We start from the raw sequence: 26,345 nt of genomic DNA on the forward strand, positions 1-26,345 counted from the left end.
AAAAATACGAAAAGGTCTATAATCAAAAGCCTTATACATGAGGATGAGACAATGAAGGCTTCCGCTATTACCATTAAAACTGAGCAAGATATAGAAAAACTCCGTATTTCCGGGCGTTTAGCAGCTCAGGTTTTGGAAATGATAGGGGAGTATGTCAAGCCCGGTGTAAGCACAGAATACTTAGACGATATTTGTAATGATTTCATTGTGAATACACTCAAAGTGATTCCAGCAAATGTTGGTTATTATGGCTATACCAAAACCACCTGTATTTCTCCAAATGAAGTTGTGTGCCATGGTATTCCATCTGCAACGACTATTTTGCAAGATGGCGATATTATTAATATTGATGTTGCAATTATTAAAGATGGTTATTTTGGGGATACCAGTCGTATGTATTACGTGGGTACGGTTAAACCAGCGGCTAAAAAATTAGTTGAAACGACTTATGAAGCCATGGTTGCAGGGATTCATGCGGTTAAACCAGATGCAACTTTGGGTGACATCGGTTTTGCTATTCAATCTGTGGCGCATCGTGAAGGTTATAGCATTGTCCGTGAGTACTGTGGTCATGGAATTGGTCAGGTTTATCATGAACAACCCAATGTTTTGCATTATGGTCAAGCAGGTCAAGGTCTGAAGCTTAAAAAAGGCATGGTCTTTACCATTGAACCCATGATTAATGCTGGGAAACCTAATGTTAAAGAATTAAAAGATGGCTGGACTGTTGTGACAGCAGATCGTTCTTTAACTGCACAATGGGAACATATGGTTGTTGTTACCGATACCGGTTTTGAACTTTTATCACCATGGCCAGAAGGTACAGGTTCATATCCAGAAATTTAAAATCGGGTGCTTTCGGGTAGCAAGTTTATTACTTTATACTTTAGTATAATATTATCTATATGATAGATGAATAAAGTTGTTTAAACGATTAGTTTATTTTCTAAGATATTGTTTTATTTTGGTATTTTTTATTTCAAATGGAAGATTAATATTTTTTAACTATTAGTTCTGATTGTGTTTTATTTGTACTATGTGCACATAGATTCTAGCTGTAGTTTCTTGTTTTTAGTTTATAAGCTTACCCATCTCGGGTAAGTTTTTTTTGTCTCAAATTTTTACGCATTGCTTTTTATCATGCATCTAATGAGTGGTGTGTTGTCGTGTGAAGCGTAATGGCTAAAATTGATTGATTGACCATTTCGAATTTTGAGCCATTACGTTCTTTATTGCTTTTATATTGAGTACTTTATTGTTTGCTAAGGTGTGCGACGAGGTAATCAATAAAGACACGAACAGCAGGAAGTAGCCCACGACGTGATGGATAAACCGCATGTAAAATGCCATGCGGAGCTTTCCAATTGGGCAGTACGCGGACTAATTCACCACTTTGTACGTAGTCTTGTACAATGGTATCAGGCAGTAGCGCAATCCCACAATTTTGTCTAGCCAATTGGGCGAGCATCATTAAGTCAGAACCCATGACAATGGGGTTAACCTTAATCTTTTTCTGATGATTATTTTCATCGTGTACCACAATGTGCTGATCTAGATGTTCATCAGCCATACTGAGAATTTGATGTTGGCTTAAATCTTCGGGTTGTTTCAAATCACCAAACTCATTCAGATAAGCTTGGCTGGCAAATAAATGTTGTTCAATTTTCTCAAATTTGCGCAATATTAAACTTGGGTCATCATCTAAGTTTGAACGTACGCGTAAGGCAACATCAATGCCTTCATTGATGATGTCGACACGGCGATTGCTGACAATAAGTTGGATTCTAATTTCAGGATATGTTTTTAGAAATTGAGGTAAAATTTTCGCAATTTCATTTTGTGCAATAGATACCGGTAAACTGACCTTAATCACGCCACGAGGTTGGGTACTTAAATGATCCACTAAATCATGCGCAGCTTGGGCGGCATTCATCATCACTTGTGCGTGGCGATAAATATTCATGCCAATTTCAGTCACGGCAAAATGGCGTGAACTGCGCTGAATTAATCGAACGCCCAAATGCTCTTCAAGATTATAAACTCGACGACTTAATTTTGATTTTGGAATATCTGTTGCACGTTCAGCCGCACTAAATCCGCCGTGTTCAACCACCAATGCAAAGCAATAAAAATCATCAAGATCAGACAGCATTTAAAAATTCCATTTATGCAACAATATTGAAGATTAAAGGTTTATCGTTGCACTTTGTCAATTTTATATTTGTTTAATTTTTCAGGTTTGTACTGTTTGTAATCAATAACTTTCATAATTTAAACATGTGCATATATTTTATTTTTGCAATCAGTACAGCCTGAATTAGACGTTAAAAATTTCGTATTACCATTCAGACAATAATGCTTATTTTTTAGCATACCGCTGAGATCCAAAAAGTTTAATAATTGTTGATGGAATACAACTGGTTTTGGATTTGCTTGAAGCGAAAAAAGGAATGTGTATTATTCCCTAAAAGGCGAAAACCATGAGTTTGATGATTTAATTTAGAGTAAAACTTTATGCTGAGTTTTTGAGAAACTGAGCAATTTCATGAGTAAATTTGATCGGTTCACTGATCAGTGGCATGTGCCCAGACTTTTTAAAGATAATTTGCTTTGAGTTTTTCACACTATTGGCAATGATTTTTTGCCCTATTGAAGGGTAAAGTATCGATTTTTCTCCAATGAAAAAAGTACTCGGGCAAGAGAGCTGTGCAATGGCATGACGATAGTCTTCATTATGATGTAAGTAATTATTTACATACCATGCCAAATAATCTAAACGCTGAATAGGTAAAATAAGAGCTTGTAACTTAGGGCGCTGCAAGGCCAGTTGAAACAGTAAAGGTGTAACTTTATTGTTGGCTTGGAGCTGAATAAATGCCAGCCAAAGTTCTAATAAGTGTTGTCGAGATGTTGGATTCAGGTCGGATAGCACACGTGCAGGCACATTGCATGCAAGCAAGTCTGATATTTCAGCCAAGAGTTGTTTAAATTGAGCTTGTTTTTGGCTTAATAAACCATACTGCCACGTGGCATCAACAGAAATTTTGGGTGTCTGATCGATATGTAAATAACGCTCTAATTTTTCACTTAAATGACCATATTGCATACCATGCATCGCCGTAGTTGCACCCATAGAATAAGCAATCACGGAAAATTTATCCAACTGAAGTTGTTCAGTTAAACTGTTGATGTCACGCCAATGGCTAGAAATAGCATCAAGTTGCGGAATGGCACAATGATGAGAGCCACCAAAACCACGCCAATCTGGAATAATGAATTTATTGTTTCTCGCTTGAGGATAGAGGAAAGGCAGCCATTGCCAACTTTGCATGCCTAAACCCGATAGCACTAAAATAGGCTTGCCTTGATCAAATTCACGAACAAAAAGTTGTTCACCATCAGGCATACGATAATGTGGCATGGTTATGTCCTTATTTTGTTATTTTTCATCAAATATTTTTAATTGTGGAATGATGGTTTCCAACCAGCTAATCCAGCCCATTTCTAAATCAATTCCAAGTTGTAGAATCATTTTGTGAATAAATTGGGTTCGATCTTGATCATGCCGATTGGCAAAATCTTTTGCAAAAATAGTTTGGTAAATTTTTAGGTTTTCTCGGTGCAAAATCAGATGGCGTTCCAATTCAGGAAGGACACTATTGCCTCCCAATTGTGCTTCGGCACGTAGACGAACCATCAATTCTTCACGTAATTGAGCTGGAGGGCTTTGTTTGACCATCCAATCGGCCAATTCGGCACGCCCTAATTGTTCAACCTGATAGGTTTTTTTACGACTATTTGTATTGTGTTCTTCAATGGTTGAAATCCAGTTTTTTTGCTGCATGCCATTGAGTTCACGGTAAATTTGCTGATGTGTTGCATTCCAAAAGAAACCCATAGAACGGTCAAAGCGACGTGCTAAATCAATCCCAGTACTTGGTTTTTCAATTAAGCTCGTTAACAAAACATGGGCTAAAGACATAAACGACTCAGTCAGTAAAAATTTACCAGATCATTATGCAACATGTTGCATAAAAAACAAATCTAGAATATAACTTATGCAACAAGTTGCATTAAACACAATTAGCTAGCTGAGAAAGCACGCCAAGGAGATCATATGTCTAATTACCCTCATTTATTAGCACCTTTAGATTTAGGCTTTACCACACTCAAAAACCGTGTATTGATGGGGTCTATGCACGTAGGATTAGAAGAAGCACCGGGTGGTTATGATCGTATGGCAGCATTTTATGCTGAACGTGCTCAAGGTGGTGTGGGGCTGATTGTGACTGGGGGGATTGCACCGAATGATGCGGGCCTGACATTTGCACATGCCTCTAAGCTAGATAGTATTGCCGAAGCAGAAAAACATAAAGTGATTACCCAAGCAGTACAGGCTGCTGGTGGTAAGATTGCATTACAAATTTTACATACAGGTCGTTATTCGTATCAAGCCGACTTAGTTGCACCTTCTGCTATTCAAGCACCGATTAACCCAATTAAACCTAAAGCCCTCACATCAGCAGAAGTTCAGCAAACCATTGATGACTTTGCTAATTGCGCTAAGCTTGCCCAATATGCAGGTTACGATGGCGTAGAAATTATGGGTTCAGAAGGCTATCTCATTAACGAGTTTATTGCCGCCCGCACCAACCATCGTGATGATGAGTGGGGCGGTAGCTATGAAAAACGTATTCGTTTCCCGATTGAAATTGTCAAACGTACCCGTGAAGAAGTCGGTGAAAACTTTATTATTATTTATCGTTTATCGATGCTGGATTTGGTTGAAGGCGGTTCAACTTTAGATGAAGTGGTGCAACTTGCTAAAGAAATTGAAAAAGCGGGTGCAACTATTATCAACACAGGTATTGGTTGGCATGAAGCACGAATTCCAACGATTGCCACTAAAGTACCGCGTGCTGCATTTACTTGGGTAACTGAAAAACTTAAAGGTTTGGTTAATATTCCACTGATTACATCAAATCGTATTAATACCCCGGAAATGGCTGAGCATGTTTTGGCTTCTGGTCATGCCGATATGATTTCTATGGCACGTCCAATGCTTGCCGATGCGTTCTTTGTTCAAAAAGCTGAACAAGGGCGTAGTGATGAAATTAATACCTGTATTGGTTGTAACCAAGCCTGTTTGGATCATATTTTCTCAATGAAAATTGCAACCTGTTTAGTCAATCCACGTGCTTGCTATGAAACAGAATTGATTTTTAAAGAATCTACTGTAGTTAAAAGTATCGCTGTGATTGGTGCAGGACCAGCAGGTCTAAGCTTTGCAACGTATGCAGCAGATCGCGGACACAATGTTACGCTTTATGAAGCTTCCAATCAAATTGGTGGGCAGTTCAATATTGCCAAAACCATTCCGGGTAAAGAAGAGTTTTATGAAACCTTGCGTTATTTCCAACGTAAAATTGAATTACAACCGAATATTAAATTAGTTCTGAATCATAAAGCGACGTATGAAGCATTAAGTCAGTCTGACTTTGATGACATTGTGGTTGCAACAGGGGTTACACCGCGTGATTTAGACATAGATGGCATTGATCATCCGAAAGTACTGACTTATATCGAAGTACTCAAAGAACGTAAACCTGTTGGTCAACGTGTGGCGATTATTGGTGCAGGTGGTATTGGTTTTGATACGGCTGAATACTTAAGCCATGAAGGTGACAGTGCAAGTCTGAATCCTGAAAAATTCTATAATGAATGGGGCATTGATACCAGCTATGAAAATGTTGGTGGTTTAAAATCGGCAGAATTAGAAAAGTCCAATCGTGAAATTTACTTGCTACAGCGTAAGGCAAGTTCTGTTGGTGCTGGTTTGGGTAAAACGACAGGTTGGATTCACCGCACAGGTTTAAAACATCGTGATGTGAAAATGGTTTCAGGCGCAAGTTATGAAAAAATTGATGATCAAGGTTTGCATATTTTAGTCAATGGTCAGCCTACCGTACTTGAAGTTGATCATGTGGTGATTTGTGCAGGACAAGAGCCATTTACGGCGATGTTCGATCAACTTAAAGCCGATGGGAAAAATGTTCATTTAATTGGTGGCGCGAAAGAAGCCGGTGAGCTAGATGCAAAACGTGCCATCCGCCAAGGTGCAGATTTAGCTGCGAAGATTTAATTACTACTGATCTAAAATAATCCCCCTAACCCCCTTTATAAAAGGGGGAACTCCCTTTAAAAAGGTGAGGAGCATACTCCGCAAGGGGAGGTATTTAAAATCGAACTTTCTATATAAAAAAAGGAACTCAAACATGAGTATCATAACAACAAAACAAGCGCTGACACGCTGGCATGATATGGTCGCGACCCGTGATATGAGCATCTTAAATGAGCTTTTAGCAGAGGATGTGGTTTTTCGTTCCCCCGTTGCATTTAATCCTTATTCAGGAAAACAAGTGGTCTTTTTTATTTTGAACAATGTGATTCAAGTTTTTGAAAAATTTACTTATCACCGTGAATTTTATACCGAAGATGGTTTAAGTGTAGTCCTTGAGTTTTCTGCCAATGTAGGTGAAAAGAAATTAAAGGGTATTGATATGATTCGTTTTAATGAAAATGGTCAAATTGTTGATTTTGAAGTGATGATTCGTCCGAAAAGTGGTTTAGAAGCACTTGCAATTCAAATGGGGCAGCGTATGGCTGCATTTATGCCAAAGGCATAATAGCGATAAGAGTTGTTACATAAATGAGTGCCTGCTGTTCGCTAAAATGAACTTATACTGAAATTTCAGTCGTGACAGGTAAGCGTTTTAACTTGGTAAAAGAAGGTTTTAGAACAATGTGGTCGGTGCTTAAAACAATTAACCAATTGACGCAAACATGGCTGGATCAGGTGACAGGGGCAGAAGTGCCAACACTGTATTATGATCCAAATGGTCAGGTTAAACAGTTATTAGATGAGCTACCTCAGCTGAAACAAAAGTATCGACCAACACCGTGGTTATCCAACACGCATGCTCATTTGCTGTATTTTGATTTAATTAAGAAACAAACCATTCATTTAAAATACGATGCCATTGAACAATTAAAAATGGCTGATGGTGGTATCACTGCAATTGCATGGCATGGTTTACATTTACCAGAGACCACACCCACCATTGTATTAATGCATACCATAACGGGTTCACCAGAAAGTATGCGTGAATTGGTGCGTGATTTACATGCACATACAGGTTGGCGTATCGCATTATGTTTGCGCCGTGGGCATGCTAATTTACCGATGCCAGTGCCTAAAATGTCTATTTTTGGCTCAACGGATGATTTGCGTGAGCAAATTAGACACATTCAAAATGAATTTCCAAACTCTGCTTTATATGCGGTCGGTTCTTCTGCTGGAACAGGTTTGTTGGTTCGCTATTTGGGTGAAGAAGGTCAGAAAACACCATTTAAAGCCGCTTTTGCATTGTGTCCGGGCTATGACACCGAGCTAGGATTTAAAAATGTACATCCTTTTTATACCAAGGTGATGACCAAGAAATTGTTTAAGGCTTTTATTTATCCTTATGCAGAGACATGGAAATACACCGCATCTTTACAACAAGTTTTGGCGACAAAAAGTTTGCAGGAATTTCAATCTCACTATTTTGAACTGGCAGGCTATAGTAGTTTTGAGGCTTATAATCAGGCAACAAATCCAATTTTTGTATTTGAAAATGTTAAAATTCCTTTGATGATTTTAAATGCTGAAGATGACCCCGTCTGTAATATTCGTAATTTTGAGCCTTATAAAGAAATGATTCAAAAGATGCCCAATATGATGGTGGTGACCACGAAAAAGGGCAGTCATTGCGGTTTTTATGAAGGTTTAAATACACAATCATGGTCAGCACGATTGATATCAGACTACTTAATGCTACAACATCAAGAATGAATGACTTAACGTGGCTTTGAAATATTTTGATGCAAATAATATTAGTAAGACTGATAAGTAATGGGTGATTAAATTTGTATTTCTGTTATACTTAACTCAACAATAAAAATGACATGAAAATGTTATCTTTTAAAATTGATATATAAGTCTTATCTCGTTTGAATTGTCAAAATTAAAGTTGTTATTTCGAAATGCCAATGGTGGTATTTCTATATGTGTTTGAAATTTGGTGTAAATGTTGAATAATATTGAAAATTTAGTAGCAAAATCTGTAAATGGTAGTGAAATTGTTGTGTCGTTGGTGCCTTTAAAAAAAATGCAAAGTACTCGCGATGGGTTTAAATGGGTTGAAGTAGGAAAGAAAGTTTTGCTTCAGTCAGGTGTTGAAATTGATTTAAATCTTGATGGTCGTAGCTTCTATACAGGTGTTAATGAAATGTTTCGATTCACCTCACGTGTGAATTAAACAGTAAATAGCCACTGATCTAAAAACCGTCTTTAAGGCGGTTTTTTATTGCGCATATTGCTATTGATACAAAATATCAATAGCAATAAAGCGTATTTCTATAATGTTTTAGCATATAAATATTTGTTTATATCAGTGCAATAATGGATACAGCAAGGCTCTTGGTTTCATTTGTAAACAATTTAGATTCATAGAATTTTTTCTAAGCCATAAATTAAAGAAATTATTTTTTACATGTTTGTATATTTATAAGTGTTTTTTGTCACTTTTTGTCATTCATTGGTAATCAATATATGAGTATAAATAATGTTCCACTTTAAGAGAAGTGAGTGGTCTATGAAAACTTTAGAATTATTAATAACTTCATCATCTGCACTTATGATTATGCTTGTAATTTACGCATTCGGGCAAATGTTTAACTAGACAGTAATAAGTTGAATAAAAAAAGTGCCTTAAGGTGCTTTTTTTATATGTTTGATTTAAAACCAGATCATGATTAAGTTATTGTAAGGTGTTTTGGGTTCAGCTTCGCCCAACAAGATGATGGGGGATATGTACATCACTTTCGATTCTTAATAAATCACTATTCGTAAAAGTAAGCTTAACTTAAACTTTAGATAATAAACTCATTTTAGACTATTCAAAGCTGTTATAGTTTTAGGTTAACTAACTGATTATTATGATATATTTTAAATATAAGCAGCTATTTTATACCCTTTATATTTAACCTATAATTAATAAATCGATAAAAACTCTTTTCTGACTGAGCTTTTATTTGGTGGTAATGCTATTTCCCCTACTTATTAATATCATGATTTAATTGAAATTTAATATTTTTAAGGTTTTATTAGACGTTATTCTTAATCATGACTTAAATTCAATTCATGAATATTTGTTTCAAACAATCTATAGAATTCATTTTAGTATTCCATGTTATGCGCTTTAAAGCTTGAACTTTCCATCATAACTTATACATTCATTTTTAAATAATGGTTAAAAAAAATAGATATGCTTAAGAATTATATCGAATAATTTTATTAAATATATTTAATATTAAAAAATTAATATTTAATTATATTGTTTTTTTAATATTATATTTTGATACATCCTGCTTGTTTTTATTAATTTAACTTAGGTATATGCTAATAATGTCATTAATAATTGGACGAATATTGCTATCAAATTAAAATATCGAATAGGAATAGGGTTATGTCTAAATCACAGTCTCAAAATCAAACAGATTCTAATCAAAGAAACCAACCGATAAAACAGCCTCACCATTTACCACAGCAAGACCATAGGCATAATGAACAGAGATCATCTGAGAAGCAATCACAGGTGCAAAAATAAAATATTTTGTATTAAAAACTTAAGTTTAAGGGGGCTCAGGTCCCTTTAAATAGTTAAGGAGTCAATAATGCATATCAGACCAGTCAAAGCCTATAAGATGAATGAAGACTTTAAACTTTTACCTAAGCTAATGTATACGGGTGAATATGATGACGATCGTCATTTAATTAATGTATATGATTCATCAAAGGAAAAATTAACAAAAATTATAGGGACTTATCAATGGATATTAAATTCTACTGGTGAGATTTTTTTTATAGAAGAGGATTATCCTTATCTAGCAAATTAATAAGGCTATGTGAGATGAATACAACATATCCACAAAAGTTAGTTACATTTTATAAATTGGAAAGCCCTGATATTCAAAGAGGTGTTTGGGCTAATTATGATAAAAATGGAAATTTTATAAACCTTACCAATTACTACGGTAAGGAGTTAATACTCTTGGAACAAGATCGTGTCAATATAGATGGGAAAATATGGGTTTGTAAGGAGTCATTCAGATAAATTAAAATAAATATTATCTAAATAGTGAGAGATAGGTTTTAATCTGTACGTAAAATTATAATTTATTATCTGAGTTTTATATAAAATAAATATATGTGGTTGAAGTAAAATAAATAAAATTATCGTTAACTAAATAATAAAATATTCAGGCAATACTGGAGAGTTTGATGTATATTTATTTTCTGATGCTGAAAATACAGCGAGTAAAAAATGCTACCAAAACAATTGAAAATCCTAAGCACTGCTTTAGCGATTCTGGGTATCGCTGCATTTTTCATATTTCAGTATGTGATGCAGCCAGAAAAGTTGGGTGGTTTTACAGAAGGGACGGAACAATACAATGGCTACCGCTATGCTAAAGACAATCAATTTAAGTCTGTAGATCAGTGTGATGATGAAAAAGATGACCCAGCAATAAATTTTAATCAGGACTTTTTTGAAGGCTGTAAACAGTATTTTAATCATCAATAAGCCCTTCCAAATAAAAAGGGCTTACTTTTGAATAGTTATCTTAATCTTGGGCAGTAACCCAGTGACTTTTTACTTCTTCAGCATCTTTATTGAGCATAACTTGATTATTCTTAATCTCATCAACCCATGTAAGCGGAATAAAATGATGATGACCATCTTCATGTCTGGTTAACTTAAGTTGATCTGTACCTTGAAGATGATCTACTGTTCCTACTTTTGTGCCACATAATGCAATAACATCTGCATGTTTGGTAATGTCATTTACATTGATAGTCGCCATGTCATACCTCTCCTATAATAGCGGTAATCTTGCTTATCTAATTTAAGGCATTCTAAAATTTTTATCGTATATATATGCAAAAGCAAACAAAACGTTAACTAAGTTTACCTTTGAGAATCAATATGGTTGTTTAAACCCTTATTTTGAAAGGATCGAGGTTGAAATACGAGCTATTCTTTTTAGTATTACTCGTTGCTTTGCTGATTAAAAATAAAAATATCTTAGAACTGATTGTTAAAATTTTAGTAAGCAATAAATAACATTTTTATCTAATTAAAATCACATCTTTTAAATAAGATGATTCATAAATAAAAGACCATTAAAATAGCTTTTACCGATGAGTATTTTTAGGTGTAGCTACATACTCATCTTGCATTGCAACGAAAAATTGAGTTGCTTCATTGGATGTGCAATTCAGCCAATCAGTTCTATTTTCTTCAGAGATGACAATAATTGAGCGCTTTTCATGGTTTGGTGCATGGAATTGCTTCATAAAAGGGTGCTGATCGGCATTCATGGTTAACAGACTCATGGATCGAATCGGTTGATCATTGATGACCGCATTTTCATAGATTGCAGCCATAGTGAAGGGTAAGCCATCTTCACGAGCAATTTCATACCACTGAGGCTTTCCATCAGTATATTTGGGTTCAAAAATAGCGTCGACAGGTATTAAGGCAAATTGATTTTTATGCCATGCATGCCGAAAACTCGGCTTTTCGGCGACAGTTTCAGTTCTGGCATTATAGGTGTGACGACCATATTTTAATTCTTTAGCCCAAAATGGAATAAGACCAAATTTAGCAAGATCCCATTCGGGTTGATCAGCACCATGGATTAAAATGGGTGCATCATATAAAGGGAAAACATCTTCAGGAAAATCAAATAGAGGTTCAGAAAGACCAAGAAGATATGCTCGATTTCGTTTGATCGCTTTAAAGTTTGCACACATGAGTGGTCTCTTTATTTTTATTGATCATTATTATTAAAGCAAAAAGAATGAGCAAGAATCATGGATTTTACAAATTGAGTACTTTAAAGATTTTGACTGGGCAAGCTTTATAAATATTTTCAGGATAGAAATCTAATCAGCTGAACAGTGAATAGGAATAGCCCGAATGTGAATTGAATTGTTGAACGTGATTTGAGTGATTTTTGAAAATTAGACAGACTAAAATAATATTAATCATCAATGATCTAAAGTAAAGAACTTGTATTTCATGCTGTTTTTATTTGTTTATTTTTCATAAAATAGCAATGAATAAATATCTTGAGCTTTGGTAATGTCTATGCAATTAATTTGGTTTCGACAAGATTTACGCATTCAAGACCATGCTGCACTTTGGCATGCCACACAAGCGGGTCCTTGCATTGCTTTCGTGGCCATATCCTTTGGACAATGGGCTTTACATGACGATGCAGCAGTTAAAATAGATTTTTATTTAAGACAACTACAAGAGCTTAAAAAAAAGTTAAAGAATCTAAATATTCCATTAGTGCTTCAGGAAGTCTCTTTTTGGAAAGATATTCCCGAAGTCATTTCTAAGCTTACACAAAAACTGGATATTGAATGTCTACATGCCAATATTGAGGTCGGTGTAAATGAGTTAAAGCGGGATGCTCAAGTTCAACAATTGCTCGAGAAATATAATAAAACATTTGAGTTGTATCATGATCGTACCCTATTTCCTGTAGGTGCTGTTCGCAATAAAACACAACAACCATATCAAGTTTTTACGGCATTTAAGAAAAAATGTTATGAACTGCTTAGTTTAGGCTTGCCACAGTGTTACCCTCAAATAGAAGTACAGGCTGATCTTCCGAATAACGAGGTTTGGTATGAATCAGTTTTGACTGCTACATATGAACATTCAGAATATGTTAAAAAACAACAAGCTCACTGGCCTGTAAGTGAAGAATATGCCTTAACGCTATTAGATGATTTTATCAATGATAAAGTGATTAATTATCAAAAAGAACGCGACTTTCCTCATTTAGATGCCACCAGCCAATTATCACCTTATTTAAATTTAGGCATTCTTTCCATTCGTCAATGTATTCAAGCATTATTTCGCCAACAACACGGGCATTTTCATATAGAGCAATTGGGTCAGCAAACATGGTTAGATGAATTATTATGGCGCGAGTTTTATCAACATACGCTTTTTGATTTTCCGCAGCTTTCTAAACATTATCCATTTAAGGCCAATACACAGAATATCCCATGGCGGGATGCGCCCGAAGACTTAGCAGCTTGGCAGCAAGGGCAAACAGGTATTCCTATTGTAGATGCGGGAATGCGCCAATTGTTGGAAACAGGTTGGATGCATAATCGCGTGCGTATGATCACGGCCATGTTCTTAACTAAAAATTTATTGATAGATTGGCGACTGGGTGAACAATGGTTTATGCAACACTTGGTTGATGGTGACTTAGCCGCAAATAATGGCGGATGGCAATGGTGTGCCTCTACAGGCATGGATTCAGTGCCTTATTTTCGGATATTTAATCCGATCACTCAATCACAAAAATTTGATCCTCATGGTGACTATATTCGTCAATGGGTTCCTGAATTGGCACATTTAGATGCTCAACTCATTCATGAACCTTATAATAAAAATCCTGACTTGAGTTTAAATTATCCTAAACCGATTTCAGATTTGAAACAAACTCGGGTTCGGGCAATTGAAGCTTTTAAGGTGTAAGGAATCATCAACTGAAAAATGGATTGGGGTGGGTATTGTCGATCCAAGAAAATCCAGATAGATCTTTATATTTAAAATTTAATTGATAATGAATTTTGATGGCTTTCATATTATTGAAATAATTTAACGCTATATTGAGTGAAAATAAATAATTTAAAAATTCTAAAATTACAGCGTAGATTAAACCTGCTTATCTTGGGAGAGGTAAGCAGGTTTTTTATTTTGATAAAAGCAAATTTAGTCATCTAGTCAGGCTTTTTTATTTTTTAGTGAGATCCTAAGTAGTTAGCTATAATCAGGTATTTGAGTTGAATATATGCATGGGTGGGATGATCTGGTAGGTCAGTATTTTAATTGTAAGAAAAATAAAAAGTTAAATTTGAGCGTTCATCATTAGATGGTTTTTTTGACATTATATATTCATAAAATTAAAGTATGATATTGTTTTAAAATTTTGAGCTTACTCTAAATGCCAAATATTTATATAAAAAAACTAGATAAACTTATTAGTGATATAGTCTCAAAAAATAAAATCCCTGAAAAAATATTAATTGGCTATAAGGCTTATGCTGAGCTAATGAGTGATCGCAAATTTTTTGAAGAAGTGGCTGGGTCAGCTATGGAACCGAGTAAGCGAAAATATAAGAAGATTAAAATTAAAGTTACTCAAGATGATTATCAGCTTGAGGTGAAGTGTTCAAATTGATATAGCTGTATAACAACTAAAGCTCAGTCATTGATCGGGCTTTCTCTTGGCTGTTTTGAATTAATGGTAAAGTAATTTTTTGCCAATGTTTTAAAATCAAGTACATATATAATAATTTTCCAGAATCTATCGCTGTAGTTTCTTGTTTTTAGTTTCTACCTCCTAGCAAGGAGGTATTTTTTTTGAAATTTAGGAGAAACAAATGCTCCACTTCCTCCGTAAATTATTTTGTATTCATGCGTATGAATTCGACTTCGATGATAAGTGTGGATACACTCATGAATGCCGCAAATGCGGTAAAGATGATTAAGTAGTTCTCTAAATTGCCAATGTTCTCCGGCATATAAAACCCCGTCATTCGTTTGATGGGGTTTTTTTTTTATTTGAGTGGGCTAATCTAGCAAATGGCCATGTTGATATTAAAATTATTACTACTGATGCCTGTGCTATAGATAAATTTATCACACCATGCTAACACTTATTAATAAAAGCGATTTTTCTAGTGCTATCTCTCAATTTTAGCGTTGGATCTACAATAATGGCAAAGAGATAAAAGAGCTTGTTAATTGAAGAACTAAAGAAAAAGTATTGTTCTTAAAATGAATGGCTTTATTTTAATATTATGTATTTTGTTTCAGAGCGTATAGCATATTTATCAATATTAAGTATAAAACTTGAAATATTAATTTAATTTTTTATCCGTTAGGTTTATTTTATTATGAGGTCATTCTGTATACTCAATAAAGCTGACAGTTTATTTATATTTTAAGGCAATAGAAGGTTTTTTGTAATGATAGGATGTATCAGGCTTGTGTATGTCAGTCAATTTTATCGGAATGATGATACTTTTAAATTAGATTTAATGGATATTTTAACTACTTCAATTAACTACAATACTCAAGAAGATATAACTGGAGTCCTTTGCTATGGTAATGGTTATTTTATTCAATGTTTAGAAGGAAAGAAGTCAACTGTGAACGATTTATATTTTAATAAAATTTTAAAAGATAAGCGTCATGTTTCTTGTCAGTTAATTTATTTTGAAGAGTCTAAAGTTCGATTGTTTGACCAATGGGCTATGAAATTTGCTCCACTTAATGCCAATATAAGAACTTTCTTTTTAGAACATTACAATAATGAGTTCAATCCATTTTTACTGAATACATTAACAATTGGGCCATTTCTGAAAATTTTATCCAAACAAAATGAATGGGAATATTATATTTAATTTGATACAAAAAGATCCTATTTTAGGACTATTTTGCATAAGAAATTTTATGTTAATGTTATATCGAGAAAATAAGCTAAAAATTGATGAATATATAAATAACCAATTCTTAGGGGTATTCATTTCTTAAATAAACAAATAATTTAACTGTAGGCAGGAGCTATACGAAATATAATTTAGAGGGTAAAACATGTCAGATAAATATCCTCTCAAGGAGCATCCGCAAAAATTTTGGATAGTTTGAACAGTGGATGAATTGGTAGAACACAATAAAGTGTTGTGGTGATCAAATATTAATCATTTTTATTGGTGATATATTCCAGAGTTGTATATAAAAAGCCGACTTGTTTCCAAGCCGGCTTTTTGCTATTTTTAAGATTGGAATAGGTTCTTAACTGTTTTAAAAAAGATATTTAAGAAAATTCCGTATAACGACTATTATGTTGTATAACGGGTTTTATCTATTTTAAAATACTCGCTGATAGCTTAATCACAGAACTAACCATACCAACAGTTTCCACCAGCATTGCGACACAACATGATCTTCTATTACAACGCATACAGGTATACTTTATATATGGGCACGCCGATAAAACTCTTATGAGTAAATGGTCTGTCTTAGTTTGTATTGAAGATCTCCGAGACTACACCAATGATACCCATCATAAGATGGGAGCTCATTAATTGTTGTAACTACGATTTACTATACCTCTCTTACAGAATTTGCCTTGGTATCCATTATTACACTGGGTTAGATCACTGGGTGTTGGTATACCTACACATACACAATATTGATCTTTAACTGGTACGACACCCGAGATTTTGTCCCGTTCACCGCCACGCATTGTGAAGTTCCTATTTCCACCAGAGCTATAATGAATACTGAAATAGCACGTAGATGAGCTATAAGCATCACAACCCCAAGGAACTTTTTCTTGCTTTTCCGCTGATACATTACTTGAAATAAGCAATCCACCGCAAAAAAACAAGCCGCAAAGAATGCTTAACACAAATTTCATGAAAACACCTCCTTTTCAGATACAAGCCGCTGATAGGATAGATTTCTGTACTGACCTGAAGCGATTCTAAGTTAACTACAGATATATGGCTCATTTCTCCGCAAAATAAAATAGAGCATAACTATTCTAAGTTCAGCCTTGTTTGTTAATTTGATCACATTTTAATCGATTTATGGTATGTAATTTGTTTAATAAAAAGGCTGAGCTTGTACAGCCAAATATTGAGGTGTGGCAAAAAAATAAGATGGGTATGGAACTAATGCCGAAAAATTAAGTGAAGTATAGTCGGAATAAAAATATTGACTTCAACTCAACTTGAGGTTTTATGCTGAATCTAGTTTTAATAATTAATTAAATTATATGAGTAGCTTTAGTAAAACATTTTTGATTTATGGTGTCAGCAAAGGTCTTGGAAAAGCGATTGCAGAGTTACTACAAGATTCCATAGATACGGTTTATGGGGTTTCTCGTTCGGCTCCGGAAAGTATAGATAATTTGAAACTATCTGACAATGCTAAAGTGATACTAATAGGTTCAACATAGGGAGTGGATAACCATAATGGTAAAAAATTAATTTTAGCAGAAACAAATCATTCTTTAATTCCTCTATCGGATGTGATTCAAGTAATAAAATTTATCATTTCTACGATTAATGCAACTTGCGTAAAAGAAATATTGATGCCTGCTATGAAAGATAGAAATGTTTGATTAGCAAAATATTTATGCTGAATGCCTGAAGTGTTTCCTTCTTGAAAAAGCTGATGAAGACGTATAATCCAATTGATTAATCATATATTTGTTATATATCTAATGGTTTAATTTTTCCTTTAAAATTATAAAATTTAAGGCAATTTGATAACAGTCTACAAATCTAAAAATAGTTATTTTTAGATTTGTAGACTGTTGAACTGCAATTGAGAGCAAAGCTATGCAATGTGATGCAACTATATGTTATTTTAAGTCATTGAAAATACAACTGATTACAACCATATGCTCTCCCTACCAATCCAACACAAACTAAGTGGATTCTACTTTTTCTATAGTATGCTTGTCGGTTGGTTTTAATTTAAATAATTATGTAATACATATACTTATGTTGTATTTTACGGGCGCATTATTGCTGCATTTTTTAGCTTGTAGACTATTTGTAGACTGTTGAGAAAAATGATTAAATCATTAATCGCTAAAGTTTGATGAAATAAACATGAAACTCAACAAATCTAATGTTGATGCTATCCCATTGTCTGAATCAGGTCAAAAAATTTACCGTGACTCTGAATTGATTGGCTTTGCAGTTCGGGCAACCAGTAAATCTAAATCTTATATTATAGAACGTCGCCATGCAGGGGAGCTCTTTCGTATTGCCCTTGGTAAAACTAATGAAATATCTACTTTATCTGCCCGAGCAAAAGCACAAATGATTTTGGCAAAGATTGCCAACGGAGAGTACCAGAAGCCAGCGAAAGTAAAGTCAGTCAACAATCCATTAGATATGACTGTGGGTGAAGCTTTAGACATCTATATAAAACAGAATGATTTTAAGCCAAAAACTGTGCGCCAATATAATAAATACTTTGATTTATATTTAGGTTGGTCCAAAAGAAAGCTATTTGAAATTACAAAAAATGAAGTACTTGAAAAGTTCCTTGAGGTTACTCAAATTAGTCCATCTTCTGCCAATGGTGCAATTTCGTTATTAGGTACGTTGTGGAAGTACATGCATGTGCTGTACTCCAACGATGATAATCCAATTTTAAAAACCAATCCGGTTGACGTAATTGCTGTCACTAAGGGGTGGAATACTATTGAACGACGCGAACGTCATTTGAATAAAGAGGTGATTCATAAATATTATAATGCTGTCTTAAATTATCAGGATGAGCTTAACTTAGAGAACACTGCACGTTCAAATACCAATCGAGATATTTTATTGTTTGCAATGTATACAGGTTGCCGCCGTCAAGAGGTTTGCCAACTAAAATGGACTGATATTAATTTTAAAAATGGTACGGTAATTTTTAGGGATACAAAGAACGGCACAGATCATATTTTTCCCATCGGGGATCATCTACTTTCAATTTTAAAAGATCGTTTCTTGCTTCGTGAAAATGACTGGGTGTTTCCTGCAACCAAAATACCTACATCTGCAAATATACATGCTACAAAGGTTGATCGATTATTAAAAATCATAGGCGAAGAAGTGGGCTTCTATGTCTCTATGCATGATTTCAGACGTACATTTGCAACGATCTGTAATTTGCTTAGATTCAACATTTATGTGACCAAACGATTGTTAAACCATACCGCCAAACCACGTATGGATGTAACTGGTGGCTAAACAATCTGATTTAGAAACTCGTGCAATGATCGGTCGTAAACTTGCGCTGGCGCGTGAACGCAGCGGTATGCTTCAGCATGAAGTTGCTATCGAATTATTTGGCGTAGCACAAAAAAATCGTATTAGTGAAATGGAGAATGGAAAAACTCTACCAGATGCAGAATTACTTCAGGTGATGTGCAGTCTTTACCGGGTTTCAGTAGATTGGGTACTGGGTTTTACAATTAATCCTGAATTGAATGAGACGGAATCAGTAGCTGGTCTTCTGTTTAACGGCTTTGGTGAGCAAATTACCGAGAATATTAACGCCGTAACCTTCCAGATTTCTAAGCTTTGGGCAATGCATATCACCAGCTTCCCTAAAGCTCTTAGCATGCAGCTATTAGAGCATGCTAAAACTGTAGTGAACCAATATTTATTGGATCAATGCTCAAATGATAAATTACAGCCAGCTATGATTGAACTGATCCAAACAATTAAAGCTTGTGAAAAGGATCGGGCGATTCAATTCAATTACTTGGCCAAAGGCTTAGATGATATTTTTGAGCGCGATGAAGGTGATGTACAGGAGAAAATTTTACTTGATCTTAAAAAATCAAGAAAAACACGTTTTTCTCAAACCACATTGCCGAAAAGTGATTGCCAAGATAAGCAGATGGATTTTTTAGATGGTTCTGGGTTGGGTTAATTTATGGCTGTGCAATCTTATCCTCAAGAGGTTTGGGATCGATTAAAGGAGGTGTATGAAACATCTCCTAAGTTGACATGGCAGCAGCTGGTAGATTTTGTTGCTGAAGAACTGGGCTGTGAAATGCCTTCGGCGTCGGTTGTGCGCCGTAAAGCATTGGCTGAAAAATGGAAGAAGAGGACTAAATCACTAGTCAAAAAGAGTGCCCGTGAGCTCAATAATGAGATCAAAAAAATGACTAGTCAAAAGGCTGGTCAGAAAAGCTCACAAGGTGATGATAATAAAGATAAAAATAGGTCTGAAAATGACGTCAAAAATCCGTCATTTTTACCTGATTTTACTAGTCAAAGCTCGGGTAATTTTGATTCTGATGACAGGGTGCAAAAAACCAAATTAACATCAGCTTCAATTATCAAGAAAAACCGCTACCGTCTAGCAGGTTTAGGTGAGCTTGCAGGCGATACAATTGATAGTGTGATCCACATCCGCGATGAAGTGTTACAGATCGATATAAACGGGCCAATCACTGAAGAAACTGAACAGATTTTCAAGAATGTAAAATTTAAGATGGGGCTGATCAGTCAAATTGTTGAGTTAAATGTTAAGCAAAGTATCACCTTAGCCAACATTGCGCGGTCAGAGGCATTGTTTTGGGGCTTTGAACTGGAAGACCTCAAGGATTTATCGGAAGTGCAGGCACGGCGTACAGCTGTTGTTTCAGATGCTGAAAGAAAACTACAGGAAGCTAAAGAGAAAATGAAAGAAGGCAAACGTGCAGCATTCCAGCGTAAGCTTGAAATTATTGAGGCTGGAGAGAGTGAGGAAGATGAATTTCCCCCAAAAGATTCTGGTTTGCATTAAATGAGTAGGCAATAAATCATTTGTTGTTTTTATTCTTGATAAATAAACGATTGTGTTTATAAATATAACCTACTTTATAACTATAAGACTCGACAGTATGCACCCTCTAAATGTTCTATTTGTTGCTGGATTTGGTCCCATTACTCAGTCTCATGAGAAAAGCCAATCCTTATATGTAAATACTTTAAATTTACCCTTGAGAGCAATGGAAGGTAATGAAACTTATCTTTCCTGTGAGAAAGGTGAGATAGGGGGTGTGAATCATTTTGCGCTGTGGCCGCTTGCTCAGGCTGCGCAATCTTGTTTTGGATCAGAAGACTGGCCATCCAATATAACCGCTCCGCAGAGCTGGATTGAGTTTGAAGTTGAAGATATTGCTGTGGTTTCAGAGCAAATGATTTCTAAAGGTTATTACTTATTGGTTAATAACCGTGTTGAACCTTGGGGGCAGTCGGTTACTCGGTTCCTTAGCCCTGAAGGGATATTGATTGGATTAACTGTCACCCCATGGTTGCGTCCCGAATAAAATAGTTTGAACAAAAGAGTGAATAATGCTTCGCTGTTTTTATACTTTTAATGATTGATAAAAGGTCCTGGTTTGTATTAAGTATGCAAAAAGTGAAAGAAAATTCAGATTGATTTGATTTTTTGGTAGGAGTGGCAATATATGCTTTACATAAAGGCTACTCTTGCATTACAGCTGCTACATTTTTGCATTAGGTGTGATTTAAATGATTCTAGTATTGCGAAAAATGCCAGCTACATCAGATTAGGTGCTAAAGCTTCTTAAAATTAAATAATTAATTTAGTAAATCTCTTTCATAAATCAAAATATTTTTTTCGCATCATGGTTGTACAATAATCTGGGCTTCCAATTAAAAAACGCCAAGTTGATTTGAGTCTACCCAACTTGGCTAAAATAATGGTTATTTTAAGTTTTTAGTAAAAAAATTAGTCAATTTATCAAATGGAATGAGATCGGTACGGTCATATAAATCAACATGTCCTGCGCCTTTAACGTAATACAGTTCTTTCGATTGTCCTGCAAGTTTATACGCCTCTTCACTAAACTCTTTTGAATGCGCCTGATCACCAGTAATAAACAACATTGGACGAGGTGAAATGGTTTCAATATCATTGAACGGATAGAAGTTCATAAACTTCACATTACTGGTCAAAGTGGGATGTGTGGTTGTTTTTGAGTCAGCACCTTTAGGGGTGAATTCACCGCGTGATGTTCGATAAAAGTCAAAAAACTCACGTTGAATTGGATGCGTGTCTGCTGTTAACTCATGTACTGTACCACTGGTATATTCAGTTTTCCCACCCGTAAATTCAACATAACGTTGTTGAGCTGCATCTGCAATGATTTGTTTTCTCTGCGCTAAAGTCTGAGAGTAGTTTAGGGCATTACGGTTTGCAGCACCCATATCGTACATACTGACGGTTGCAATCGCTTTCATACGCGGGTCAATTTTAGCAGCGCTAATCACGAAACTCCCACTTCCACAAATACCCAAAGCACCAATTCGGTTGCGATCAATAAAACCACGCGTCCCTAAATAATCCACCGCTGCACTAAACGCTTCTGCATAAATATCAGGTGCAACCACATTACGCGCTTGCCCTTCGCTTTCACCCCAAAAAGATTGATCAATCGCTAAGGTGACAAAACCTTGTTCAGCCAGCTTTTGCGCATAGAGCATCGAACTTTGCTCTTTTACTGCACCCATTGGATGTCCGATAACAATGGCAGGTGCTTTGCTATTCTTCTTTAAATTTTTTGGAAGGACTAAATTACCCACAATATTCATATTGTATTGGTTTTTAAAGGTCACTTTTTGAACAGTGACTTGAGAGCTTTGATAAAAATTATTTGCATCATTTGACATATCTGCTGCCATTGTTGAGGGGGTAGAAAATAGAGCTATTGTTGCGACTAAAAGTGTGCTTGCTGTAGAAACTCGAAGTTTCTGTGTGAATTTAGAGAGTTGCATGATGATTTCCAATAAACATAAAATTGATAAAAGGGCAGTTGATGCTCTATTTCACTTGGCTGATCAAAACATTCAGCTCATCTTTTTGAGAAAAATCGTTTGGTAATGCATCCATTTTTCCAAGGAAAATTAATCCGTTGGCATATCCAACATCAGAATCTTTATAGAAAAATGCAAGATTGCCCCACGGTGCGAAATAAGTAAGATCACCTGATTTTCCTGCATAGCCTTTAGGTGCACCTTGAGTTGATAATTTTTGAGGAAGATGGGCGATTTTCTCTGATGCTGCATAGTCTTTTAAGGTCAAAGTTAGAGGCAGGTGTTGAATAAAATCTTGCGTCGTGGGTGAATCAATTAAGGTCACCGAAATCGGCTGTTTTGATCCTTCAATCTGAATTCGAATATTCATGTTTAAACGCTTCTTTTGTGAATGATGATCGACTCGGTTTTTGGCTTCGGCATTTATTACACTTAAACTTAAAAGAACCAAGAGCAAGCTTAAATAGCCAAAAACAACCAAGGAATACTGTGTTTTATTCATGATTGAGATCATCTCAATTCCATTAAACTGAAGGATTCAAATACTTTTAAATCGGTTTTGAGCGCATCTAAAATAGCAACTCAAGGAACTCCAATGAATTGAGTGTAAGTGCTTTCAAGAAAAATGATTAGACTAAAAAACAGACATAAACTTATGAGTAAATTTCATCAATTAAGCTAAAATTGCTTTGATTAATCGATATAATTAAACGTAGACAGGCTTTAATCTTGAGAGGAATACACGGATGATCACCAAAGAAAATTATAATGATTTGTATGCCTTTCTGATGGTGACTCGGGAAGGAAGCTTTACCAAAGCTGCGGGTAAACTGGGAGTGTCCCAATCTGCATTAAGCCATACCATTCGCGGACTAGAAGAACGACTCGGAATTTTATTGCTCACGCGTACCACACGGAGTGTTTCAGTCACTGAAGCGGGTGAACGGTTACGACAAACTATCAGTCCCAATTTTGACCAAATTGACAATGAACTTTCACTTCTGACCAAATTGAGAGATACGCCAGCAGGTACAATTAGAATTAATGCCAGTAGTCATGCCATCCGACAAATTTTATTACCTAAACTCAAAAATCTGAGTCTGCTTTATCCCGATGTCCATGTTGAATTAACAGCAAACAGTGGCATGGTGGATATTGTGGCGGAACGTTTTGATGCAGGCGTGCGTTTTGGTAGCCGCGTGGCAGATGGAATGATTGCAGTGCGTATCGGTCAAGATGTCAATATGGTGGTGGTGGCGACACCCGAATATTTTGAGAAAAATGGTAGGCCACAAACACCTCAAGAATTGACACAGCATCAATGTATTGGGTTTAGGCTGACTATACAGGGTGGCATTTATGCGTGGGAGTTTGTTAAAGATGGTTTAGAAATTAAAATTAAAATACAAGGGCAGTGGGTTTTTAACGAGTCTTACCATAGTGTAGATGCCGTAAGACTCGGATTAGGCCTGGCGTATATTCCTGAAGATATGGTGCAAGATGATCTGGAACAGGGGCGTTTAATTAAAGTACTTGAAGCGTACAGTATTACCTTTCCGGGCTATCATTTATATTATCCGCATAGACGACAGCAATCTCCCGCGTTAAAACTGGTTATTGATACTTTGCGTGTAACAGATGACGCCAAGTAAGTAATGAAAATACAGCACTTAAGAGTAAAATCAATGCGCTAAACACGAAGGTAGCTTGATAGCCTTGAGTATCAAACAATACTCCACCGAGTGTTGCACCTAAAGTAATCGCCAGTTGTATAATGGCCACCATTAAGCCCCCACCTAATTCTGCATCATGCGGCAAAGTGCGGGTAAGCCAAGTATTCCAAGCCACGGGCGCTGACGTTCCAATAAAACCCCAAACTGCCATCAATAAAGCAACGATCCAAATTTGATGCCCAAAGAAAATAAGAGCTGTTGCTACCAGAGCCATGCCGATTGGAATAAAGAACAGGTAGCGGTACACATGGCGATGTAAAATATGACTGATCACGAAGGTTCCAACCAAGCCTGCCAGACCCAAGACTAGAAGCAGGGTTGAAAGCATATTGGTATTGACCAGAGTCACACTTTCTAAAAATGGACGTAAATAGGTAAACAGCGCAAACTGTCCCATAAATAAGAACAAAACACCAAGCATGCCCAAAACAACCACTGGTCGTTTTAATAAAGAAAATACCTGTCCAGATTTTTGTTGCGTATTAACGGCTGGCAAAGCGGGCATACTTTTGATTTGCCAAAGTAAAGCCATGATGGCAATAGGCACAATACAAAAGAAAGCACCACGCCAACCAATGATTGAACCTAAAAAACTTCCAAGCGGTGCAGCCACTGTGACGGCCAAAGCATTGCCACCATTTAAAAGCCCCAGTGCTTTGGGTACTTGGTTAAAGGGAACTAGTCGCATCACAATTGAAGTGGAGATGGCCCAAAAACCACCAATGACAATACCCAAAAGGGCGCGTCCAGTCATAAATAATAGTGAATTATGCGCAAGGGTCACCATAATGCCTGAAATAATCATCAGAATGGTTAAACCCAGAATCACATGACGTCGATCCCACTGTTTGGTGATTTTGCTGATGGTTAAACTACTCAGCACTGCGAAAATCCCTGAAATGGCAATCGCCTGTCCGACTTGTCCTTCACTCATATTTAAATCGGATGCGATGGGGGTTAGGGCGTGTCCTCATTTGGCTTTACACCAAATAAACATGCAAGCAATGTAAATCATAGACTGATAATTTCGTGCAAGCTTATCAAATCGGGTTGCAATCGCTCGAAAATGTTTTAACCTCGCAAACGCATTCTCAACTAAATGCCTTAATCGATATAGATATTTATCAAATTCTTTATTTAATCTTTTACTATTTGATCTCATTGGAATAATTGGAATCATATTTTTATTTTTAATCAATATTCTGATGGTCTCAGCATCATATCCCTTATCTGCAATTAAATAATCTGCTTTTTCTACAGTCTCTATCAATTGCTCTGCAACTTGGCTATCGTGGACTTGACCCCCAGTGATTTTAAAATCAATCGGTAATCCATTCGCGTCGGTTGCAAGATGTATTTTTGTTGTTCGCCCACCACGTGATTGTCCAATTGCTCTTTCGAAACCATTCCGAGCTCCACTTGCATGCTGATGCACGCGTATGTAGCTTCCGTCAATGAATACCCATTCTTGATCCAAGACGCCACGTAATCTAAAAAAAATTTATTCCACAACCCCTTACTTGCCCAACGATTAAAACGATTATAAGCAGTTTGCCAAGGACAAAATTCTTGAGGAATATCACGCCATGTCGCACCTGTACGTAGTTTCCATAAGATAGCTTCCATGATATTTCTACTATTCTTTGAACAGTAGCAACCGTGTAATCGCATTGTATCTTGGATTTGCTGCCAAATATTATCTGTTAAAAGAGTACGTGCCATTGAATAATATTGAAATACAACTAATTTGGAATATTATTTTAAGTCTTTAACATCCATTCTTCAAATGAGGACACGCCCTAGTAAACTGACGGGCATAAATTCAGAGGCAATCAGCACAGCACAGCACAAAGACATTACCCAGACAGCTCCCCAAGCAGGAGGGCTTGATGGCGCCATCACTGGGGCAGTTAGATTGGGAGAGAGTGACATAAGACTTCCTGCTTTGATCAAAATAAAGCATTGAGGTGTTCGAAGAAGTCAGCAGATTAACAAAGATTTGGGAAACAGATTAGATTCTGAAATACGAATAGACTTATGAGTTCTATTTATGAATGTTTAAA

General features: G+C 35.8%; 25 protein-coding genes and 2 pseudogenes. 17 read left to right on the forward strand and 10 right to left on the reverse strand.

Annotation, left to right across the window (positions count from 1 at the left end; genetic code table 11):
* The first annotated feature begins 51 nt into the window (after window positions 1-51).
* On the forward strand, window positions 52-846 hold the full coding sequence (map, locus tag F994_RS04280) for a type I methionyl aminopeptidase (RefSeq protein WP_004648884.1): 795 nt from the start codon (window positions 52-54) through the stop codon (window positions 844-846).
* Between the two features lie 406 nt (window positions 847-1,252).
* On the opposite strand, the gene F994_RS04285 is transcribed toward map, so the two are convergent.
* The 3 genes from F994_RS04285 to F994_RS04295 form a co-directional block, all read right to left on the reverse strand.
* Window positions 1,253-2,152 carry a LysR family transcriptional regulator gene (locus tag F994_RS04285; RefSeq protein WP_004648885.1) on the reverse strand — a complete coding sequence of 300 codons (900 nt, stop codon included), beginning with the start codon at window positions 2,150-2,152 and terminating at the stop codon, window positions 1,253-1,255.
* Window positions 2,153-2,512: 360 nt separating this feature from the next.
* Window positions 2,513-3,421, reverse strand: coding sequence for an alpha/beta fold hydrolase (locus tag F994_RS04290; protein WP_004648886.1), 909 nt, complete (start codon window positions 3,419-3,421; stop codon window positions 2,513-2,515).
* Window positions 3,422-3,439: 18 nt separating this feature from the next.
* Complete coding sequence (locus tag F994_RS04295) at window positions 3,440-3,982, reverse strand: PadR family transcriptional regulator (RefSeq protein ID WP_004648887.1); 543 nt, start codon at window positions 3,980-3,982, stop codon at window positions 3,440-3,442.
* A 135-nt stretch (window positions 3,983-4,117) separates the two neighbouring features.
* On the opposite strand from F994_RS04295, the gene F994_RS04300 reads away from it, so the two are divergent.
* The 7 genes from F994_RS04300 to F994_RS04330 all read left to right on the forward strand — a co-directional run bounded on the left by F994_RS04300 (window position 4,118) and on the right by F994_RS04330 (window position 10,688).
* Window positions 4,118-6,142, forward strand: coding sequence for an oxidoreductase (locus tag F994_RS04300; RefSeq protein ID WP_004648888.1), 2,025 nt, complete (start codon window positions 4,118-4,120; stop codon window positions 6,140-6,142).
* A 133-nt stretch (window positions 6,143-6,275) separates the two neighbouring features.
* Complete coding sequence (locus F994_RS04305; RefSeq protein WP_004648889.1) at window positions 6,276-6,686, forward strand: nuclear transport factor 2 family protein; 411 nt, start codon at window positions 6,276-6,278, stop codon at window positions 6,684-6,686.
* A gap of 116 nt (window positions 6,687-6,802) precedes the next feature.
* The gene (locus tag F994_RS04310) at window positions 6,803-7,894 is read left to right on the forward strand and encodes a YheT family hydrolase (protein ID WP_004648891.1); all 1,092 of its coding nucleotides are present in this window, start codon (window positions 6,803-6,805) and stop codon (window positions 7,892-7,894) included.
* A 235-nt stretch (window positions 7,895-8,129) separates the two neighbouring features.
* Complete coding sequence (locus tag F994_RS04315; protein ID WP_004648892.1) at window positions 8,130-8,360, forward strand: hypothetical protein; 231 nt, start codon at window positions 8,130-8,132, stop codon at window positions 8,358-8,360.
* Window positions 8,361-9,777: 1,417 nt separating this feature from the next.
* Window positions 9,778-9,999, forward strand: coding sequence for a hypothetical protein (locus F994_RS04320; RefSeq protein WP_004648894.1), 222 nt, complete (start codon window positions 9,778-9,780; stop codon window positions 9,997-9,999).
* A gap of 14 nt (window positions 10,000-10,013) precedes the next feature.
* Entirely contained in the window at window positions 10,014-10,217 is a 204-nt protein-coding gene (locus F994_RS04325; protein ID WP_004648895.1) for a hypothetical protein, read from the forward strand.
* Between the two features lie 210 nt (window positions 10,218-10,427).
* Window positions 10,428-10,688 (forward strand): hypothetical protein, encoded by a 261-nt coding sequence (locus F994_RS04330; protein WP_004648896.1) that lies wholly within the window; start codon window positions 10,428-10,430, stop codon window positions 10,686-10,688.
* 40 nt (window positions 10,689-10,728) lie between these two features.
* Here F994_RS04330 and F994_RS04335 read toward each other — a convergent pair whose 3' ends face one another.
* On the reverse strand, window positions 10,729-10,968 hold the full coding sequence (locus F994_RS04335; RefSeq protein WP_004648897.1) for a DUF2171 domain-containing protein: 240 nt from the start codon (window positions 10,966-10,968) through the stop codon (window positions 10,729-10,731).
* Between the two features lie 331 nt (window positions 10,969-11,299).
* Window positions 11,300-11,920 carry an SOS response-associated peptidase gene (locus F994_RS04340; RefSeq protein ID WP_004648899.1) on the reverse strand — a complete coding sequence of 207 codons (621 nt, stop codon included), beginning with the start codon at window positions 11,918-11,920 and terminating at the stop codon, window positions 11,300-11,302.
* A gap of 337 nt (window positions 11,921-12,257) precedes the next feature.
* Between F994_RS04340 and F994_RS04345 the strand changes: the two genes are divergently transcribed.
* The 8 genes and pseudogenes from F994_RS04345 (at window position 12,258) to F994_RS04380 (ending at window position 21,039) form a co-directional block, all read left to right on the forward strand.
* On the forward strand, window positions 12,258-13,673 hold the full coding sequence (locus F994_RS04345) for a cryptochrome/photolyase family protein (RefSeq protein ID WP_034696658.1): 1,416 nt from the start codon (window positions 12,258-12,260) through the stop codon (window positions 13,671-13,673).
* 469 nt (window positions 13,674-14,142) lie between these two features.
* Entirely contained in the window at window positions 14,143-14,379 is a 237-nt protein-coding gene (locus F994_RS04350; protein ID WP_004648901.1) for a hypothetical protein, read from the forward strand.
* 790 nt (window positions 14,380-15,169) lie between these two features.
* Entirely contained in the window at window positions 15,170-15,607 is a 438-nt protein-coding gene (locus tag F994_RS04355; protein WP_004648902.1) for a BLUF domain-containing protein, read from the forward strand.
* A 1,379-nt stretch (window positions 15,608-16,986) separates the two neighbouring features.
* Window positions 16,987-17,334 (forward strand): annotated as a pseudogene (locus F994_RS17730) (hypothetical protein).
* Between the two features lie 496 nt (window positions 17,335-17,830).
* The gene (locus F994_RS04365; RefSeq protein ID WP_004648906.1) at window positions 17,831-18,964 is read left to right on the forward strand and encodes an integrase family protein; all 1,134 of its coding nucleotides are present in this window, start codon (window positions 17,831-17,833) and stop codon (window positions 18,962-18,964) included.
* On the forward strand, window positions 18,957-19,652 hold the full coding sequence (locus tag F994_RS04370) for a helix-turn-helix domain-containing protein (RefSeq protein ID WP_004648907.1): 696 nt from the start codon (window positions 18,957-18,959) through the stop codon (window positions 19,650-19,652). The genes F994_RS04365 and F994_RS04370 overlap by 8 nt, the downstream gene beginning before the upstream one ends.
* A gap of 3 nt (window positions 19,653-19,655) precedes the next feature.
* Window positions 19,656-20,513, forward strand: a complete 858-nt coding sequence (locus F994_RS04375) for a hypothetical protein (RefSeq protein WP_004648908.1) — start codon at window positions 19,656-19,658, stop codon at window positions 20,511-20,513.
* A 97-nt stretch (window positions 20,514-20,610) separates the two neighbouring features.
* A complete protein-coding gene (locus F994_RS04380) occupies window positions 20,611-21,039 on the forward strand; it encodes a VOC family protein (RefSeq protein ID WP_004648909.1) in 429 nt (142 codons plus the stop codon).
* A gap of 400 nt (window positions 21,040-21,439) precedes the next feature.
* On the opposite strand, the gene F994_RS04385 is transcribed toward F994_RS04380, so the two are convergent.
* Together F994_RS04385 and F994_RS04390 are read right to left on the reverse strand one after the other, a co-directional pair.
* Window positions 21,440-22,510, reverse strand: coding sequence for an alpha/beta hydrolase (locus F994_RS04385; protein ID WP_004648911.1), 1,071 nt, complete (start codon window positions 22,508-22,510; stop codon window positions 21,440-21,442).
* Between the two features lie 46 nt (window positions 22,511-22,556).
* The gene (locus F994_RS04390) at window positions 22,557-23,051 is read right to left on the reverse strand and encodes a cyclophilin-like fold protein (RefSeq protein WP_051061083.1); all 495 of its coding nucleotides are present in this window, start codon (window positions 23,049-23,051) and stop codon (window positions 22,557-22,559) included.
* Window positions 23,052-23,295: 244 nt separating this feature from the next.
* Between F994_RS04390 and F994_RS04395 the strand changes: the two genes are divergently transcribed.
* On the forward strand, window positions 23,296-24,201 hold the full coding sequence (locus tag F994_RS04395) for a LysR family transcriptional regulator (RefSeq protein ID WP_004648914.1): 906 nt from the start codon (window positions 23,296-23,298) through the stop codon (window positions 24,199-24,201).
* Here F994_RS04395 and F994_RS04400 read toward each other — a convergent pair.
* The 3 genes and pseudogenes from F994_RS04400 to F994_RS17355 form a co-directional block, all read right to left on the reverse strand.
* Window positions 24,164-25,243 (reverse strand): annotated as a pseudogene (locus F994_RS04400) (MFS transporter); the annotation flags it as partial. The gene F994_RS04395 and the pseudogene F994_RS04400 sit on opposite strands and share 38 nt — an antisense overlap.
* 9 nt (window positions 25,244-25,252) lie before the next feature.
* Window positions 25,253-26,004 (reverse strand): IS5 family transposase gene (locus F994_RS17105; RefSeq protein WP_407636529.1). Its coding sequence is split into 2 segments (ribosomal slippage): window positions 25,253-25,770 and window positions 25,770-26,004, totalling 753 coding nucleotides; the frame shifts between segments, so codons are not numbered across the junction.
* Between the two features lie 60 nt (window positions 26,005-26,064).
* Entirely contained in the window at window positions 26,065-26,214 is a 150-nt protein-coding gene (locus F994_RS17355) for a hypothetical protein (RefSeq protein WP_004648916.1), read from the reverse strand.
* Window positions 26,215-26,345 lie beyond the last annotated feature (131 nt).

Source organism: Acinetobacter bohemicus ANC 3994, from assembly GCF_000367925.1.
Taxonomy (GTDB): Bacteria; Pseudomonadota; Gammaproteobacteria; order Pseudomonadales; family Moraxellaceae; genus Acinetobacter; species Acinetobacter bohemicus.

Coding starts and splice junctions, on each gene's coding strand:
- F994_RS04300 (WP_004648888.1), top strand. CDS start 4,118: ATGTCTAATTACCCTCATTTATTAGCACCTTTAGATTTAGGCTTTACC.
- F994_RS04340 (WP_004648899.1), bottom strand. CDS start 11,920: ATGTGTGCAAACTTTAAAGCGATCAAACGAAATCGAGCATATCTTCTT.
- F994_RS04310 (WP_004648891.1), top strand. CDS start 6,803: ATGTGGTCGGTGCTTAAAACAATTAACCAATTGACGCAAACATGGCTG.
- F994_RS04315 (WP_004648892.1), top strand. CDS start 8,130: ATGTTGAATAATATTGAAAATTTAGTAGCAAAATCTGTAAATGGTAGT.
- F994_RS04375 (WP_004648908.1), top strand. CDS start 19,656: ATGGCTGTGCAATCTTATCCTCAAGAGGTTTGGGATCGATTAAAGGAG.
- F994_RS04365 (WP_004648906.1), top strand. CDS start 17,831: ATGAAACTCAACAAATCTAATGTTGATGCTATCCCATTGTCTGAATCA.
- F994_RS04390 (WP_051061083.1), bottom strand. CDS start 23,051: ATGAATAAAACACAGTATTCCTTGGTTGTTTTTGGCTATTTAAGCTTG.
- F994_RS04320 (WP_004648894.1), top strand. CDS start 9,778: ATGCATATCAGACCAGTCAAAGCCTATAAGATGAATGAAGACTTTAAA.
- F994_RS04355 (WP_004648902.1), top strand. CDS start 15,170: ATGATAGGATGTATCAGGCTTGTGTATGTCAGTCAATTTTATCGGAAT.
- map (WP_004648884.1), top strand. CDS start 52: ATGAAGGCTTCCGCTATTACCATTAAAACTGAGCAAGATATAGAAAAA.
- F994_RS04290 (WP_004648886.1), bottom strand. CDS start 3,421: ATGCCACATTATCGTATGCCTGATGGTGAACAACTTTTTGTTCGTGAA.
- F994_RS04385 (WP_004648911.1), bottom strand. CDS start 22,510: ATGCAACTCTCTAAATTCACACAGAAACTTCGAGTTTCTACAGCAAGC.
- F994_RS04285 (WP_004648885.1), bottom strand. CDS start 2,152: ATGCTGTCTGATCTTGATGATTTTTATTGCTTTGCATTGGTGGTTGAA.
- F994_RS04305 (WP_004648889.1), top strand. CDS start 6,276: ATGAGTATCATAACAACAAAACAAGCGCTGACACGCTGGCATGATATG.
- F994_RS04345 (WP_034696658.1), top strand. CDS start 12,258: ATGCAATTAATTTGGTTTCGACAAGATTTACGCATTCAAGACCATGCT.
- F994_RS04350 (WP_004648901.1), top strand. CDS start 14,143: ATGCCAAATATTTATATAAAAAAACTAGATAAACTTATTAGTGATATA.
- F994_RS04330 (WP_004648896.1), top strand. CDS start 10,428: ATGCTACCAAAACAATTGAAAATCCTAAGCACTGCTTTAGCGATTCTG.
- F994_RS04395 (WP_004648914.1), top strand. CDS start 23,296: ATGATCACCAAAGAAAATTATAATGATTTGTATGCCTTTCTGATGGTG.
- F994_RS17355 (WP_004648916.1), bottom strand. CDS start 26,214: ATGTCACTCTCTCCCAATCTAACTGCCCCAGTGATGGCGCCATCAAGC.
- F994_RS04380 (WP_004648909.1), top strand. CDS start 20,611: ATGCACCCTCTAAATGTTCTATTTGTTGCTGGATTTGGTCCCATTACT.
- F994_RS04295 (WP_004648887.1), bottom strand. CDS start 3,982: ATGTCTTTAGCCCATGTTTTGTTAACGAGCTTAATTGAAAAACCAAGT.
- F994_RS04335 (WP_004648897.1), bottom strand. CDS start 10,968: ATGGCGACTATCAATGTAAATGACATTACCAAACATGCAGATGTTATT.
- F994_RS04325 (WP_004648895.1), top strand. CDS start 10,014: ATGAATACAACATATCCACAAAAGTTAGTTACATTTTATAAATTGGAA.